14 protein-coding genes are annotated in these 15,662 nt (G+C 67.6%); 10 read left to right on the top strand and 4 right to left on the bottom strand.

The window, feature by feature from the left end; genetic code table 11:
* Genes rlmN through der form a run of 7 tightly spaced genes read left to right on the top strand, consistent with a single transcriptional unit; the run spans position 1 to position 7,420 of the window.
* Complete coding sequence (gene rlmN / locus RM531_RS11760) at positions 1-1,140, top strand: dual-specificity RNA methyltransferase RlmN (protein ID WP_311659495.1); 1,140 nt, start codon at positions 1-3, stop codon at positions 1,138-1,140.
* Positions 1,137-1,892, top strand: a complete 756-nt coding sequence (pilW, locus tag RM531_RS11755; RefSeq protein ID WP_311659494.1) for a type IV pilus biogenesis/stability protein PilW — start codon at positions 1,137-1,139, stop codon at positions 1,890-1,892. The genes rlmN and pilW overlap by 4 nt, the downstream gene beginning before the upstream one ends.
* Positions 1,885-2,874: a RodZ domain-containing protein gene (locus RM531_RS11750; RefSeq protein WP_311659493.1), complete on the top strand. Its 990-nt coding sequence runs from the start codon at positions 1,885-1,887 to the stop codon at positions 2,872-2,874. The genes pilW and RM531_RS11750 overlap by 8 nt, the downstream gene beginning before the upstream one ends.
* Before the next feature lie 49 nt (positions 2,875-2,923).
* Positions 2,924-4,234 carry a histidine--tRNA ligase gene (gene hisS, locus RM531_RS11745; RefSeq protein ID WP_311659492.1) on the top strand — a complete coding sequence of 437 codons (1,311 nt, stop codon included), beginning with the start codon at positions 2,924-2,926 and terminating at the stop codon, positions 4,232-4,234.
* Positions 4,235-4,236: 2 nt separating this feature from the next.
* Entirely contained in the window at positions 4,237-4,890 is a 654-nt protein-coding gene (locus tag RM531_RS11740; RefSeq protein WP_311659491.1) for a YfgM family protein, read from the top strand.
* Positions 4,887-6,050, top strand: a complete 1,164-nt coding sequence (gene bamB, locus RM531_RS11735; protein WP_311659490.1) for an outer membrane protein assembly factor BamB — start codon at positions 4,887-4,889, stop codon at positions 6,048-6,050. The genes RM531_RS11740 and bamB overlap by 4 nt, the downstream gene beginning before the upstream one ends.
* A 17-nt stretch (positions 6,051-6,067) precedes the next feature.
* Entirely contained in the window at positions 6,068-7,420 is a 1,353-nt protein-coding gene (gene der, locus RM531_RS11730) for a ribosome biogenesis GTPase Der (protein ID WP_311659489.1), read from the top strand.
* A gap of 24 nt (positions 7,421-7,444) precedes the next feature.
* Here the strand turns inward: der and RM531_RS11725 are convergent, their stop codons facing one another.
* Both RM531_RS11725 and xseA read right to left on the bottom strand, forming a co-directional pair.
* Positions 7,445-8,122: a hypothetical protein gene (locus tag RM531_RS11725; protein WP_311659488.1), complete on the bottom strand. Its 678-nt coding sequence runs from the start codon at positions 8,120-8,122 to the stop codon at positions 7,445-7,447.
* Between the two features lie 77 nt (positions 8,123-8,199).
* On the bottom strand, positions 8,200-9,573 hold the full coding sequence (gene xseA, locus RM531_RS11720; RefSeq protein WP_311659486.1) for an exodeoxyribonuclease VII large subunit: 1,374 nt from the start codon (positions 9,571-9,573) through the stop codon (positions 8,200-8,202).
* Between the two features lie 87 nt (positions 9,574-9,660).
* On the opposite strand from xseA, the gene guaB reads away from it, so the two are divergent.
* A complete protein-coding gene (gene guaB / locus RM531_RS11715) occupies positions 9,661-11,127 on the top strand; it encodes an IMP dehydrogenase (protein WP_311659484.1) in 1,467 nt (488 codons plus the stop codon).
* Positions 11,128-11,201: 74 nt separating this feature from the next.
* The gene (gene guaA, locus RM531_RS11710; RefSeq protein ID WP_311659482.1) at positions 11,202-12,773 is read left to right on the top strand and encodes a glutamine-hydrolyzing GMP synthase; all 1,572 of its coding nucleotides are present in this window, start codon (positions 11,202-11,204) and stop codon (positions 12,771-12,773) included.
* Positions 12,774-13,227: 454 nt separating this feature from the next.
* Here the strand turns inward: guaA and folE2 are convergent, their stop codons facing one another.
* On the bottom strand, positions 13,228-14,061 hold the full coding sequence (gene folE2 / locus RM531_RS11705; RefSeq protein WP_311659480.1) for a GTP cyclohydrolase FolE2: 834 nt from the start codon (positions 14,059-14,061) through the stop codon (positions 13,228-13,230).
* Between the two features lie 96 nt (positions 14,062-14,157).
* Positions 14,158-14,499: a histidine triad nucleotide-binding protein gene (locus RM531_RS11700; protein WP_311659479.1), complete on the bottom strand. Its 342-nt coding sequence runs from the start codon at positions 14,497-14,499 to the stop codon at positions 14,158-14,160.
* 108 nt (positions 14,500-14,607) lie between these two features.
* Here RM531_RS11700 and RM531_RS11695 point away from each other — a divergent pair, with 108 nt between their 5' ends.
* Positions 14,608-15,585 (top strand): TIGR00341 family protein, encoded by a 978-nt coding sequence (locus RM531_RS11695; RefSeq protein ID WP_311659478.1) that lies wholly within the window; start codon positions 14,608-14,610, stop codon positions 15,583-15,585.
* Positions 15,586-15,662: the final 77 nt, after the last annotated feature.

The raw sequence follows: 15,662 nt of genomic DNA, 5'->3' as shown, positions 1-15,662 counted from the left end.
ATGAGTGCGGCCACCGCCAATGAACGCGTCAACCTGTTCGGTCTCGACCGGGGCGGGCTGGTGGCGTTCTTTGCGGATATCGGCGAATCGGCGTTTCGCGCGCGACAGGTCATGCAGTGGATCTACCGCCGGGGCGTCACCGATTTCGAGGCCATGACCGACCTCAGCCGTGCCCTGCGGGCGCGGCTCGCGGAAATCGCCGAAATCCGCGCCCCCGGCGTGGTGGCCGAGCAGTGCAGCACCGACGGCACCCGCAAGTGGCTGCTGGGGGTGGATGGCAATGACCGCGCCAATGCCATCGAGGTGGTCTACATTCCGGAGGGCGAGCGGTCCACCCTGTGCGTGTCCTCCCAGGTGGGCTGCGCGCTCGACTGCAGCTTCTGCGCCACCGGCAAGCAGGGCCTGGCCCGCAACCTGACCACGGCCGAGATCATCGGTCAGGTGTGGCAGGCCGAACATGGCCTGCGCGGTGACCGCGGCACCGACCAGCGGGTGTTGTCCAACATCGTGTTCATGGGCATGGGCGAGCCGCTGGCCAACTACCGCCAGCTGGTGCCGGCTCTGCGCATCCTGCTGGACGATCTGGGTTTCGGCCTGTCCAAGCGGCGCGTCACGGTGTCCACCTCGGGTCTGGTGCCGTTCATGGACCGGCTGCGCGAGGAAGTGGACGTGGCGCTGGCGGTATCACTGCACGCGCCGATCGACGACCTGCGCGACGAACTGGTGCCGATCAACCGCAAGTACCCGCTGGACGAACTGATGGCGGCCTGCGACCGCTATACCGCCGGCAAGGACCGCCGCGCGCACGTGGTCTACGAATATGTGCTGCTGGCCGGGGTGAATGATCAGCCGGCGCATGCCGATGCGCTGATCCGGTTGCTCGGCCAGCGCGCCGCCAAGGTCAACCTGATCCCGTTCAATCCGTTCGAGGGGTCCGGCTACAGCCGGCCGGTCGAGCGCGACATCCGCGCGTTTCAGGATCGGCTGCACAATCACGGACTGCGTACCACCGTGCGGCGAACCCGTGGTGACGACATTGACGCCGCCTGCGGTCAACTGGTGGGGCGGGTGCAGGACCGGCAGCGGCGTCACTTTCGCGACGTGCCCATCCGGGTGGCGGCGCCACGCGCCGAGGCATGAGCCGGCTGGCTGCGGTCGCCCTGTTGCTGGGCCTCGGATTGGCCGGGGGTGGCTGCGCGACCGGCCCGAACGCGGATGCCGACGCCGCCCAGGCCGCCGACGCCAATGCCGATCTGGGCATCGACTACCTGCGCAAGTCCCGCAACGAACAGGCGCTGGACAAACTCAAGCGGGCCCTGTCCTTCGAGCCGGACCACGTTCGCGCCAACTGGGGGCTGGGTATCGTCTATGCCCGACTGGAATCGTTCGACCGCGCCGACACGCATTTCCAGCGGGCCTTGGCGTCGACCGATTCGCCCGCTATCTTGAACAGCTACGGCGCATTCCTGTGTGATCGCGGTCGCGTGGATGAGGCGATATCCCGATTCGACCGGGCGGCGAAGCACCCGGAGTACACTACGCCGGCCGTTGCTCTGAGCAATGCCGGCATCTGCCTGGCACGGGCCGGACGTGACGGCGACGCGGAATCGTTTCTGCGCCGGGCACTGGACGCCGACCCGGCCTACGGCGCGGCGCTGGCACAGATGGCGCGGCTCACGTTCCGGCGTGGGGATCACATGAGCGCGCGCGCCTTTGTTCAGCGGCGCGAAGGCGTGGCCGAGCTGCCCGCGGAATTGCTGTTGCTCGCGGCCCGCAACGAACTCGCGATGGGCGAACGAGGCGCCGCCCAGCGCTATCTGCGCCGCTACAACGACGCCGCGCCCGACGAAGAGCGCACCATGGATCAACTGACAGACGAATCCGATGATTGACGAGCCCCAGGAGGATGACAACGGCCAGCCGGCCCCGGCACCCGAGGCCGAGCCCGCGCCACCGTCGGCGCCCGCGCGCGTTTCTCCGGGACACCTGCTGCGCAGCGCCCGCGAGTCGAAGAACCTGTCGCTGGACGAGGTGACGGCGCAGACCCTGCTTGCCCGCGGCACGGTCGAGGCCCTCGAGAACAATGATTTCGACCGGCTGTCGCAGCCGGTGTTCGTGCGCGGCTACTACCGCAAGTGCGCCAAGGTCCTCGGGGTGCCCGAGGACGAGGTGATGGCCGCGTACAGTGAATGGACCGGCGTGCCGGGACCCTCGCCGGCATCGCCCGGCCAGGTCGACGTGATCCCGCAGGATGTCACCCCCGGCGGCCGTCGGGTGGTGGGTGCGGTTGCCGTGGTACTGCTGCTGGGCCTGGTTGCGGTATTCGGCTGGCAGGCCCTGCCGGGCGGCGGCGATGGCAATGGCGAGGTGGCATCGACGGCACCCGCCAGCGACCAGCCGGCCAGCATTCCAACCGATGAGGAAAGTTCGACAGCCGCGGCTGGTGCGACCATTCCGACGCCGGCCACCGATGGCGCCGATGAGTCGCCGTCCGTCCCGTCGAGTTCGGCAACCGACGAGACCGTGGCGGGGAACGAACGACCCGAGCCGGCGGAAACACCCGACACCTCGACTGATGAGGCTGCCGCCGAATCCGGGACCGGTGACGCGGCTGCCGACACCCGCCTGGTGCTGCGTTTCGAGGATCGATCCTGGGTCGAGGTGCGGGACGCTTCCGGCAATCGTCTGATCCAGGGCATCATCGGTGGTGGCAACATGCGCGTGGTTGACGGTGAACCGCCGTACCGCGTGGTGCTCGGCTTTGCCCCCGGCGTCACCGTCACCATGGGCGAACAGACGCTGTTCACCGGCGAGGATGCCGGCCCCGATCGCACCGCCCGTTTTACCGTCCAGGCCGACGGCTCCATCCAGTGAGTTGCCGCGCGTCACAGCCAACGCCCCCGGCGCGGGGCGGGGGCGCCGCATGAGCGGCCGGGGCGTGCGCTCTATCCGCGGCATGAACGACATCCTGCCGGGCGATGCCAGCGCCTGGCAGACGCTCGAGCGCGTCTGTCGTGAAACCTTTGCCGCCTACGGCTACCAGCCGATCCGGCTCCCGCTGCTGGAGCGCACCGAATTGTTTACCCGCGCCGTCGGTGAAGTCACCGACATCGTGGAAAAGGAGATGTACACCTTCGAGGATCGCGGCGGCGACAGTGTCTCGCTGCGCCCGGAGGGCACCGCCGGCTGCGTACGGGCCGGCATCGAACACGGTCTGCTGCACAACCAGGTGCAGCGGTTCTGGTATGCCGGGCCGATGTTTCGTTACGAACGCCCGCAGAAAGGACGGTACCGCCAGTTTCATCAGTTCGGAGTCGAGGCCTACGGTCTGATCGGACCCGATGTTGATGCCGAGCAGATCGCGCTGTGCGCACGCCTGTGGCGGCGGCTCGGCCTGACCGGGCTGCGGCTGGAAATCAATTCGCTGGGTACGGTCGAGGAGCGACAGGACTATCGCCGGGAACTGATGGCCTACTTCTCGGCGCGGGTCGACCAGCTCGACGAGGACAGCCGCCGGCGGCTGGACCGTAACCCCATGCGCATTCTCGATAGCAAGAATCCGGATATGCGGCCGGTGATTGCCGCCGCGCCGGCATTTGAGGACAGCCTCGGCCCCGAGTCGCGCGAGCACTTCGACGGCCTGCGGGCGCGTCTTGATGCGATGGGGATCGACTACACCGTGAATCCCCGGCTGGTGCGGGGGCTCGACTACTACACCCGTACCGTGTTCGAGTGGCTGACCGATCAACTCGGGGCCCAGGATGCGGTATGCTCGGGCGGCCGTTACGACGGGCTGGTGGACCAGCTCGGCGGTAGTCCCACCCCGGCGGTGGGTTTTGCGCTGGGCGTGGAACGACTGGTAGCGCTGATTCAGGATCAGGGCACGGCCCCGGACGAGGTGGCGCCGCATGCCTACTTGGTTCACCAGGGTGGCGATGCCGAACGCCAGGCAATGCTGCTGGCCGAAACCCTGCGTGATGCGCTGCCGCATCTGCGTCTGCATACGCATGCCGGCGGCGGCAGCTTCAAGAGCCAGTTCAAGCGCGCTGATCGCAGTGGCGCTGCGCTGGCACTGGTGATGGGTGAGGAGGAGGCCGCGCAGGGCGTGGTCCAGATCAAGCATCTGCGGGCCGATCAGGCGGCCGAGCAGGTCGGCCGGGACCAGTTGGCGGACCGCCTCGGGCGGTACCTTGCCGGGCCCGGTGGGAACGACGAATACAAGGAACAGCAATAGCCATGGCAGACGAGCACGAAGACGAGGACGTTCAGCGCATCAAGAGCTGGTGGCGTGCCAACGGCGCGTCGCTGGTGATCGGCGTGGTGGTGGGCCTGGCCGTGATTGTCGGCTGGCAGGGCTGGCAGGCCTATGTCGAGAACCAGTCGATGGCCGCGGCCGATCTCTATCAGCAGTTCGCCGCGCTTCAGGAAAGCGGTGCCGACGATCAGGCGCTGGTCGATCTGGCGGGACAGCTGCAGTCCGATTACGGTAGCAGTCCCTACGCGGCCAAGGCCGGCCTGGCGCTGGGTCGCCATTTCGCGCAGGCGGATGACAACGAACGCGCCCGCCAGGCACTGCAGTGGGTGATCGATTACGCCGAGCAGGCGCCGCTACGGCATCTGGCCCGAGTGCGGCAGGCAAGGCTGATCTGGGGCGAGGGCGATGCCGAGGCGGCCCTGGCACAACTGGATACCGAACATCCCGACCTGTTTGCCCCGTTGTATGCGGAACTCAGCGGCGACATCCACGCCGCCCGCGGCGATCGCACTGCGGCCCGCGAGGCGTACCAGCGGGCCCTGGACAACCTGCCGGCGGATGCTGACCCGTCGGCACTGCAGCGCAAGCTGGATGACGTGGCGCCCACCCGTACCGCAACGGCGGAGGCGCCGTGAGAGTTCTGGCCGGGCTGACAATCCTCGCCGCCGGCCTGCTGGCCGGCTGCGCCAGCGACGGCGGGGCATTGCCCGAGCCGTCACCGCTTCCCGATCTGGATCGTCAGCTGATCGATGGGGAGGTGCTGTGGCGGCGCAGTGGTGGCAACGGCGCCGGCGACAAGGTGTCCGGCTTCCGGCTGGCCCTGGACGGCGCCCGGGTCTACACCGCCAACCGCAACGGCCGCGTCAGCGCCATCAATATCGAGGACGGCAGCCTCGCCTGGCGTGCCGATACCGAGCTGCGGCTGGTGTCGGGGCCGGTTCATATGGATGGCCGGCTCCTGGTCGGCACCCGTGACGGGGAACTGGTTGCGCTGTCGGCCGAGGACGGTAGCCGGCAGTGGGCGGTGACCCTGTCCAGTGAACTGCTGGTGCCGCCGGCTGCCGGTAATGGCACGGTGGTGGCACGGTCGCTGGATGGCCGGATCGTGGCGCTCGAGCTGGCCACGGGTGAGCGGCGCTGGACGGTGGAACGCCAGGTTCCCACGCTGACCCTGCGCGGTGGCTCGGCGCCGCTGATCGACGGCGATGCCGTCTATGCCGGTCTCGATAGCGGCAAGGTGCTGGCACTGAGTCTGAGCACCGGCGAACAACTCTGGGAACAGCGGATCGCCGCGCCGGCCGGGCGTACCGAGCTCGAGCGTGTAGTGGACGTCGATGCCGAACTGTTGCTGGCCGATGGCGTGTTGTACGCCGCCAGCGTCGGCGATCGTCTGGTATCACTGGCGCTGTCCAGTGGCCGGGTGCGCTGGTCGCGGGATATCGGCAGTCGCACCGGGCTGACGTTCAATCCGGGGCAGTTGTTCGTGACCGATCGCAGTAGCCACGTTCTGGCCACCAACCGCCGTAGCGGCGCCACCATCTGGAACAACGAGGCGCTGGCCTATCGCAACCTCACGCAACCGGTGATGTACAAGTCGTACGTGATGGTGGCCGATTACGAGGGCTATCTGCACTGGATGATTCCGGAGGACGGCACCCCGATCGGCTACGCCGACGTGATGGGCGAGCCGATCCGCTCCGCGCCGATTGTGGTCGGTGACCGGATTCTGCTGCTCGGCGCCGAGGGCACGGTGGTCGCGGTCGAGGGCATCTTCCCCGACGACGCCGACGACTGAACCGGAACAACGCTGACATGCAGCCGGATCTGCCGGTGGTAGTGCTGGTCGGACGGCCCAACGTCGGCAAATCCACCCTGTTCAACCGCCTGACCGACACGCGGGACGCCCTGGTGGCCGATCGGCCCGGGGTCACCCGCGATCGGCAGTACGGCGTGGTGCGTACGGGCGAACGCCGTTTCCTGGTGGTCGACACCGGCGGGCTGGGCGTGGACGACGCCGAAATCGATGCCCTGGCCGCCGCGCAGACCGACGTGGCGCTGGCCGAGGCCCACGCCGTGGTGTTCCTGGTGGACGGCCGAGACGGACTGCTGCCCGGTGACATGGCGATTGCCGACCGGCTGCGGCACCTTACCGTGCCGGTCTACCCGGTGGTCAACAAGACCGAGGGCCGAACCTCGGAGGAGGCGGTGGCGGAATTCCATGCCCTCGGCATGGGCGCGCCCGACGCCATTTCCGCCTCTCATGGCGGCCGTATCGATGCCCTGGTTCAGCGCCTTGTGGCCGATCTCCCGCCCGGCACCGATCCCGACGACGGCGCGGCCGGCACCCGGCTGGCGGTGGTGGGGCGGCCCAATGCCGGCAAGTCCACGCTGGTCAATCGCCTGCTCGGCGAGAGCCGCATGCTGACCATGGACGCCCCGGGCACCACCCGTGACGCGGTGGCGGCCGAGTTCGAACACGACGGTGAGCGTTTCCGGGTGGTGGATACCGCCGGTATCCGGCGCCGGTCCCGTATCGATGATCCGCTGGAGAAATTCAGCGTTATCAAGGCGATGCAGGCCGCGGAATCAGCCCATATCGTGGTGATCATGGTGGACGCCCAGCGTGGCCTCGAGGCGCAGGACGTGCGGCTTCTCGGGCTCATGGTCGACCTGGGCCGGGCAGTGGTGCTGGCCATCAACAAGTGGGATGGCCTGGATCAGGACCGCCGCCGGGCGCTGCGCGAAGACCTGCGCCGCCGGCTGGTGCATCTGGATTTCATGACCATCTGCACCATTTCGGCCAAGCATGGTTCCGGCCTGCGGGAGTTGATGGCCGCGATACGCGAGGCCCGCGATGCCGCCGGGGCCGATCTGTCCACCGGGGCGCTGACGCGGGTGCTCGAGCAGGCGGTACTGGCCCATGCGCCGCCCGCGCTGCACGGGCGGCGGATCAAGCTGCGATACGCCCACCAGGGCGGGCGCAATCCGCCCCGGATCGTGATTCACGGTAACCAGACCGATCGGCTTTCGGCCGAATACAAGCGCTATCTGATGCGCCGCTTCCGCGATGCCTTCGGTCTGCGCGGCACGCCGGTGGAGCTCGTTTTCCGGACCGGGGACAACCCCTACGACAAACGCGGGTCCGCGTCGCCGCGAAAGCGCTGACGCCGTGGTGCCGGTGTTCGCCGCCTACGGGCGGTTGTCGGCGGCGCGAACCGGTGCCTGCCGTACGTCGATCAGATAGTCCTTGGCGCCGGGCATGAAGGACGGTTTCTCGCCGTCGATATAGAACTGCCAGACCTCGACCTGCAGTTGCTTTTCCGACGGCTGGCGACGCCAGCCCACCACCAGGCCGTCGTTGCTGTGCACGAAGTGCAGGCGCCGGATCTGCATCCAGATCATGGCGTCGTCGACATTGTCGAAGTGGCGCTGACCTTCCTCCAGTTTCACCCGCGTCATGCCCTCGTGCGGCTGCCAGCCCTCCGGTTCGCCCTCGTAATGCAGGCCGAGGCTGCCGGCCCAGCGCTCCTGACGCGGCTCCAGAACCGCCCAGCGCGTGGCGCCGTTCCAGCTATAGGTTCGCAGGCGGCCCGGCCCGGCGCCGATGATCATCTTGCCGGCCGGTGTATTGGCGACAACTTCCGTGCCGTTGGGCAGCGCGATCTCGGTATGGTCGGGCACCGGCGGCGCCTGGCGCGGCACGTCGGCGGCAGTGACTTGGGTTTCCCCGCCCTTGCTGGGCAGATCCACGGCCGCCGGCTTGGCCGGCTCCATACTCGCGCAGCCACCGAGCGTGGCCAGCACGAACAGGCCGCCAAGCGTCGCAGCGCGCCGGCGAGAGATCAGGGGTGTCGGTTGATTCCGCATGGGCATGTTCCGGGCCCGGGACGGTCGGTCGGGCCGCTTGTTGAAGGGACTCAGTTCAGGGTATCGGCGTTATCCGGTCAAACCTTATCACCACTGTCCGGGTCTTGCGCGATGGTACCGGTGACCCGGCAAACTAGCCCGCCCCGGCGAAGCCGGACTTGCATGTTGTCGCCGGGGCTGGCATCGGCCGCATCGGTGATCACCCGCTGCTGCTCGTCACGGACAATGGCATAGCCGCGGGTGAGTGTATTGAGCGGGCTGACCGCGTCCAGCGCCCGGGTGGCCAGCCGCCAGCGGTGGTGTTCATTGCCCAGCCGGGCCTGCATCGCCATGCCCAGACGCCGCTCCAGCCCCGCCAGTGAGGAACGGGCAACGCGCAGGGCGGTATCGGGATGATGACTCTGCAACCGCCGGGTCAGGCCGTGCAGCCGTTGGCCGGCTTCCTGATGCCGGCGCCGGGCCAGGCGCCGCAGACGCTGTTCCAGCTCATCCACGCGCTGCATCCGCTGTTCCAGGGTGCGGGCGGGATGGCGCCGCGCCAGGCGCGTGTGCAGGCCGGTCAGCCGCTGGTCCAGACGTGCCATCCGCCGCTGCAGGCTGGTGTGGCTGCGCCGCATCAGGGCACCCAGGCGCTGGTGCCATTCGTCCAGGTCGGGGCAGACCAGCTCGGCCGCGGCCGAGGGCGTAGCGGCGCGGACATCCGCGGCAAAATCCGCAATGGTGATGTCGACCTCGTGTCCCACACCGCTGATCACCGGCACCGGGCAGGCGCGCAGGGCCCGGGCCACGGTTTCCTCGTTGAAGGCCTGCAGGTCCTCGAGCGAGCCGCCGCCGCGCACCAGCAGCAGCACGTCGCAATCACCCCGTTCGCCGGCCCGTTCGAGCATCCGGACGATGTCGCCGGCCGCATTCGCGCCCTGAACGGCGGTGGGATAGATCACCACCCGGGCCACGGGATAGCGGCGCCGCAGTACCGAGAGGACATCCCGCAGGGCAGCCCCGGTGGCGGAGGTAACCACACCGATGCAGCGGGGCACTGGCGGAAGCGGGCGCTTGCGGCTGTCGTCGAACAGCCCCTCGTCGGCCAGCCGGTTGCGCAGCGCTTCGAAGGCGCGCTGCAGTTCGCCGGCGCCGGCATCCTCGAGATGCTCGATGATCAGCTGGAATTCGCCCCGGGCCGGGTACAGGCTCACGCGGGCCCGGGCCTGTACGCGGTCGCCGTCCTCGGGAGGTTGTGCGACCCGCCGGTTGCGGTTGGCGAACATGGCGCAGCGCACCTGGGCCTGGTCATCCTTGAGCGTGAAGTACCAGTGTCCGGAGCGCGGCCGGGCCAGATTCGAGACCTCCCCCTCGACCCAGAGCAGGGGAAAGCTGTGTTCCAGCAGTTCCCGGGCGGCGGTCACCAGTTCGGAAACCTGGTAGATGGTTCTGGTGCTGGCGGAATCGGTCATGGTCAATCGATGCGGCGGGCCTTTATAATCGCGCCTCGGCAAGCGCCCCGGTGTGGCGCGCTTCGGTTCCCGCGGCACGGTAGTCCCATGCGCATCAGCGAGCAAGCACTGACTTTCGACGACGTCCTGCTGACGCCGGCCTATTCGGACGTACTGCCGCGGGACGTGGACCTGTCCACCCGGCTGACGCGCGAGATCACGCTCAACATCCCGCTGCTGTCGGCTGCCATGGATACGGTCACCGAGGCCCGTCTCGCCATTGCACTGGCGCAGGAGGGTGGTATTGGCATCGTGCACAAGAGCATGACCGCCGAGGATCAGGCCGCCCATGTGCGCACGGTCAAGAAATACGAATCCGGGGTGATTTCCGACCCGATCACGGTCACGCCCTCGGCCACCATTCGCGAGGTGATCGAACTCACCCGCGCGCGGCGAATCTCCGGCGTGCCGGTGGTGGACGGCGACCAGCCGGTGGGCATCGTCACCAGCCGTGATCTGCGCTTCGAAACCCATTTTGACGCCCCGGTGACCAGCGTGATGACCCCGCGCGAGAAGCTGGTGACGGTGCGCGAGGGCGCCTCGCGCGACGAGATCCAGACGCTGCTGCATCGGCACCGCATCGAGAAGGTGCTGGTGGTCAGCGATGATTTCTCCCTGCGCGGCATGATCACGGTCAAGGACATCCAGAAATCCAGCGATTTCCCCAACGCCGCCAAGGACACCGGCGGCAGTCTGCGCGTGGGCGCCGCGGTGGGCACCAGCGCCGATACCGAGGACCGGGTCGCCGCCCTGGTGGAAGCCGGGGTCGACGTGATCGTGGTCGACACCGCCCACGGCCATTCGCGCGGGGTGATGAACCGGGTGGCGGCGATCAAGAAGCGCTGGCCGGATCTCCAGGTCATCGGCGGCAACGTGGGCACCGGCGAGGGGGCCGTCGCGCTGGCCGAGGCCGGGGCGGACGGGATCAAGGTGGGCATCGGGCCGGGCTCCATCTGCACCACGCGTGTGGTGGCGGGTATCGGCGTGCCGCAGATTTCCGCTGTTGCCAACGTGGCGGCCGCGCTGCGTGACAGCGGCGTGCCGCTGATCGCGGACGGCGGCATCCGTTATTCCGGCGATCTGGCCAAGGCAATTGCCGCCGGCGCCAACGGGGTAATGGTGGGCGGCATGTTCGCCGGCACCGAGGAGGCGCCCGGCGAGATCGAGCTCTACCAGGGGCGTTCGTACAAGTCCTACCGCGGCATGGGCTCGCTCGGGGCGATGAGCGGGGACTCGGGCTCCGCGGACCGCTATTTCCAGGATCCCAGCGAGGAAATCCAGAAGCTGGTGCCGGAAGGCATCGAGGGCCGCGTACCCTACAAGGGGCCGCTGGGGGGTATCGTGCACCAGCTGATCGGGGGGCTGCGGGCCTCCATGGGCTATACCGGCTGTAGCAGCATCGAGGAAATGCGCACCCGGCCGGTATTCGTGCAGATCACCGCGGCGGGCATCCGCGAATCCCATGTGCATGACGTGAGCATCGTCAAGGAAGCGCCCAACTACCGCGTCGACTGATTGCCGTGATTCGTGATTGGCCGCAGTGCCGCAACGGATCAGGAATCGCCAGTCACCAGTCACCAGTCACGTAAATGGATATCCACCAAGAAAAGATACTGATCCTGGATTTCGGGTCCCAGTACACGCAGCTGATCGCGCGGCGGGTTCGGGAGGCCGACGTCTACTGCGAAATCTACGCCTGGGACGCCCCGGAAGCGGCGATCCGCGAATTCGCCCCGGTGGGGGTAATCCTGTCCGGCGGCCCGGAATCGGTGACCATCGACGACGGTCCGCGGATTCCGCCGGTGGTGATCGAGCTGGGGGTACCCCTGCTGGGCATCTGCTACGGCATGCAGGCCATGGCCGCGCAGCTCGGTGGCGGCGTGGAAACCTCGGCCCAGCGCGAATTCGGATACGCCCGGGTGCGGGCGCGCGGGCATTCCCGCCTGCTGACCGACATTCAGGACCACATCAACGAGCAGGGCCACGGTCTGCTGGATGTGTGGATGAGTCATGGCGATCGGGTGACGCGGCTGCCGGACGGCTTCAAATCGATCGCCGAGACCGATGGCGCCCCCCTGGCCGGCATGGCCGATGACGAGCGCGGCTATTGCGGCCTGCAGTTTCACCCCGAGGTCACGCATACCAACCAGGGCAGCCGGATTCTGGCGCGTTTCGTGCGCGATATCTGCGCCACCGCCGGCACCTGGCGGTCGACCGACATCATCGCCGATCAGATTGCGCGGGTCCGCGCGCAGGTGGGTGAAGGCCGGGTGCTGCTGGGGTTGTCCGGCGGGGTGGACTCATCCGTGACCGCGGCGCTGCTGCACGAGGCCATCGGGGACCGGCTGGTCTGCGTATTCGTGGACAACGGGCTGCTGCGCCTGGGCGAGGCGGACCAGGTCATGGCGACCTTCGCCCAGCACATGGGCGTGAACGTGGTGGCGGTCAACGCCGAGCAGCGCTTTCTCGAACGGCTGGCCGGGGTGACCGACCCCGAGGTCAAGCGCAAGGCGATCGGCAACACCTTCATCGACGTGTTCGAGGAAAAGGCGGCCGAACTGGAAGGTATCGAGTGGCTGGCCCAGGGCACCATCTACCCGGACGTGATCGAGTCTGCCGGGGCCGCCACCGGCAAGGCGCACGTGATCAAGTCGCATCACAACGTCGGTGGCCTGCCGGAGGCGATGAAACTCAAGCTGGTGGAGCCGCTGCGCGAACTGTTCAAGGACGAAGTGCGCGCCATCGGGCTGGAACTGGGCCTGCCGCGCGACATGATCATGCGTCACCCGTTTCCCGGTCCCGGGCTGGGCGTGCGCATTCTCGGCGAGGTGCACAAGGAATACGCCGACAAGCTGCGCGCCGCCGACGCCATCTTCATCCAGAGTCTGCGCGACGCCGATCTCTACGATCAGGTCAGTCAGGCATTTGCCGTCTACCTGCCGGTCGCCAGCGTGGGTGTGATGGGCGACGGGCGCCGCTACGAGCACGTCATCGCGCTGCGCGCGGTGGAAACCATCGATTTCATGACCGCCCGCTGGGCCCATCTGCCCTACGAGTTTCTGGATGATGTCTCGCGCCGCATCATCAACGGCGTGGACGGCATCAGCCGGGTGGTCTACGACATCTCCGGCAAACCGCCGGCGACCATCGAATGGGAATAGGCCCTCGAGGCGGGTTCGGCGGACCGGTTGAAACCGGCCCTACCGCGCTGATGGGGCAAACGTAGGGCGGGCTTCAGCCCGCCATGGCGAATCTCGCAGCCGGGATGCGACCGCCGGCGAGCGGGCAACGTCGAGCGTCACCGGCTAGAGTGGACCGGATTCTCGTCCTTGTCGCGTTCGATTTTCGCGTAGGCCGAGTGGTTGTGGATGGACGAGAAGTGCCCGTTCGAGGCGCGGAGCAGGGGCCCGGCGCAGCCGGGATGCGACCGCCGGCGGACGAGCAACTTCGAGCGTCCCCGGCTAGTGGACCGGATTCTCGTCCTTGTCTCGCTCGATTTTCGCGTAGGCCGAATGATTGTGGATGGACGAGAAGTGCCCGTTCGAGGCGCGGAGCAGGGGCCCGGCGCAGCCGGGATGCGACCGCCGGCGTGCGGGCAACTTCGAGCGTCCCCGGCTAGTGGACCGGATTCTCGTCCTTGTCCCGCTCGATTTTCGCGTAGGCCGAATGATTGTGGATGGACTCGAAGTTCTCCGCCACCACCACATACCGCCGGAATCGCTCGTCCTCGTTGAGCTTCGCGGCGATGTCGCGCACCAGATCCTCGACGAACTTCGGGTTCTCGTAGGCGCGCTCGGTGACCACCTTTTCGTCCGGCCGCTTGAGGATGCCGTAAAGCTCGGACGAGGCCTGGCTTTCGGCCAGCTCGATGAGCTCCTCCAGCCAGAAGAACTCGTCGGCGCGCACCGTGATGTTCACGTGCGAGCGCTGGTTGTGGGCCCCGTACCGGGAAATCTTCTTGGAACAGGGGCAGAGCGTGGTCACCGGCACCTGAACGTTGACGTACATGTCGCTGCTGTCGCCCTTCTGTTCGCCCCGGAAGGTGACTTCGTAGTCCATGAGGCTGGTCACGCCGGTGGCCGGCGCGGCCTTTTCGATGAAGTAGGTGAACGACATCTTGATGTCGCCGTTGTCGGCCTCCAGGCGCTGGGTCATTTCGTGCAGCATGTCGCGGAACGATCCCACGGTGATTTCGCGCTCGTGGCTGTTGAGAATCTCAACGAAGCGCGACATGTGGGTGCCCTTGAAGTGATGGGGCAGGTTTACGTACATGCTGAACGTGGCGACCGTGTGCTGGTCGCCGCCCGAGCGTTCGCGGATGCGCACGGGATGGCGAATGTCGCGGATGCCCACCTGATTGATGGGAATCCGGCGCGGATCGGGGCGGCCCTGGACGTCCTCGATGGGCTCGCCGTCCAGGTTGTTGATCTCCTGGGAAGCAACGGTCATGCAGTCACCTTGAATCTGGGGGAGACCGGACGGGCGCGGCATGCCGTCATCCGGTGTTCACAGTTTAACCGATCGGTTCAGGCCGGCACAAAGCAATCAACCCGGCGGCCAGTCGAAACTACGTCCGGCCAGAATATGGAGATGCAGGTGGAACACGCTCTGGCCCACGTCCGCGCCGTTGTTGGTGACCAGGCGGAAGGCCTCGCCGTAGCCCTCGGCGCGGGCGATGTCGCCGGCCTTGAGCATCATGTGGCCCAGCAGGGCCTGGTCGTCCGCGTCGGCGTCGGCGAGCTTTTCGATCGGCTTCCTGGGGATCAGCAGCAGGTGCAGCGGTGCCTGCGGATTGACATCGCGGAAGGCCAGGCACTGGTCGTCCTCGTAGACGATGTCGGCATCGATCTCGCGGTTGATGATCTTGCTGAAGATGGTATCGGCCATGGCTTGGCTCCCCGACGATGGTGTGCAGTGGACGGATGGTAACGCGGGGCCGCGGCGCATACCATAAGGCGCTGATATTCCTTCGGTAACGCGAATGGGCGAGGAACAATGCGGCTGATCGAGATCACGGTGCCGGCGGGGGACGCCGAACGTGTGGCCGACCTGGCCCGGGCGCACGAGGTGGTGGATTGCTGGTGGCCGCAGGCCGACAGCGACCGCCAGGGCATTCGCGTCCTGGTGCATGAGGAGTCGCTGCAGGCGCTGCTCGACGCACTGCAGGCGCCGGCGGAATCACGCGACTGGCGCATCGTGCTGCAGATGCCCGAAGCCGTGCTGCCGCGCGAGGAGACCGATAAGCCGCAGTCGTCCAACGGCAGCGGCGGCCGCAGCCGCGAAGAATTGTTCAACGAAGTGGAACGCGGCGCCCGCATTGACCTCAATTTCTTTCTGCTGACCGGGCTGTCGGCGGTGGTCGCCGCTATCGGCATGGTCGAGAACAACGTGGCGGTAGTCATTGGCGCCATGGTGATTGCGCCGCTGCTGGGACCCAATATCGCGCTGGCCCTGGGGGCCTCGCTGGGGGACCGTCAGCTCATGGCCCGGGCCGCGGCAGCCACCGGTTGCGGTCTTGTGCTGGCCGGTGCGGTTGCCTTCGGGCTGGGCCTGATTATGGGTGGGAATTTCGAGGCGGCGACGGAGTTGACCAGCCGCACGGATGTCGGTCCGGCCGGGGTCGCGCTGGCGCTGGCGTCCGGGGCGGCGGCGGTGCTGTCGCTGACGACGGGTGTTTCCGCGGCCCTTGTGGGCGTGATGGTGGCGGTGGCCCTGCTCCCCCCGGTGGCGGCGGTCGGGCTGATGCTGTCGGCGGCAAACTGGTCGGCAGCGGCCGGCGCGGCATTGCTCCTGGCCGTGAACATCGTCTGCGTGAACCTGGCCGCCAACCTCGTGTTCCGCTGGCAGGGGGTGAAGCCGCGCTGCTGGATCGAGGCCCGCTCGGCGCAGCAGTCGGGCCTGGTGGCAATGGGAGTCTGGCTGGTTTGCCTGTTAGTGTTGTCGGCGGTCATCGGCCTGCGCATGGTGGTCTGACGCGGCCGGTTTAGAATAAGGGCATCGGGGTCGGCGGCGAACGCGACCGACCGGGTCGGGCAACGGGGAGCGAGTGA

The sequence above is a fragment of the Spectribacter acetivorans genome (assembly GCF_031846305.1).
Taxonomy (GTDB): Bacteria; Pseudomonadota; Gammaproteobacteria; order Nevskiales; family Salinisphaeraceae; genus Spectribacter; species Spectribacter acetivorans.
This window is presented reverse-complemented; position numbering and strand designations above follow the sequence as displayed.

Bases quoted from the DNA above. Each gene is read 5' to 3' on its own strand.
- rlmN (WP_311659495.1), top strand. From the start codon at position 1: ATGAGTGCGGCCACCGCCAATGAACGCGTCAACCTGTTCGGTCTCGAC.
- pilW (WP_311659494.1), top strand. From the start codon at position 1,137: ATGAGCCGGCTGGCTGCGGTCGCCCTGTTGCTGGGCCTCGGATTGGCC.
- RM531_RS11750 (WP_311659493.1), top strand. From the start codon at position 1,885: ATGATTGACGAGCCCCAGGAGGATGACAACGGCCAGCCGGCCCCGGCA.
- hisS (WP_311659492.1), top strand. From the start codon at position 2,924: ATGAGCGGCCGGGGCGTGCGCTCTATCCGCGGCATGAACGACATCCTG.
- RM531_RS11740 (WP_311659491.1), top strand. From the start codon at position 4,237: ATGGCAGACGAGCACGAAGACGAGGACGTTCAGCGCATCAAGAGCTGG.
- der (WP_311659489.1), top strand. From the start codon at position 6,068: ATGCAGCCGGATCTGCCGGTGGTAGTGCTGGTCGGACGGCCCAACGTC.
- RM531_RS11725 (WP_311659488.1), bottom strand. From the start codon at position 8,122: ATGCGGAATCAACCGACACCCCTGATCTCTCGCCGGCGCGCTGCGACG.
- xseA (WP_311659486.1), bottom strand. From the start codon at position 9,573: ATGACCGATTCCGCCAGCACCAGAACCATCTACCAGGTTTCCGAACTG.
- guaB (WP_311659484.1), top strand. From the start codon at position 9,661: ATGCGCATCAGCGAGCAAGCACTGACTTTCGACGACGTCCTGCTGACG.
- guaA (WP_311659482.1), top strand. From the start codon at position 11,202: ATGGATATCCACCAAGAAAAGATACTGATCCTGGATTTCGGGTCCCAG.
- folE2 (WP_311659480.1), bottom strand. From the start codon at position 14,061: ATGACCGTTGCTTCCCAGGAGATCAACAACCTGGACGGCGAGCCCATC.
- RM531_RS11700 (WP_311659479.1), bottom strand. From the start codon at position 14,499: ATGGCCGATACCATCTTCAGCAAGATCATCAACCGCGAGATCGATGCC.
- RM531_RS11695 (WP_311659478.1), top strand. From the start codon at position 14,608: ATGCGGCTGATCGAGATCACGGTGCCGGCGGGGGACGCCGAACGTGTG.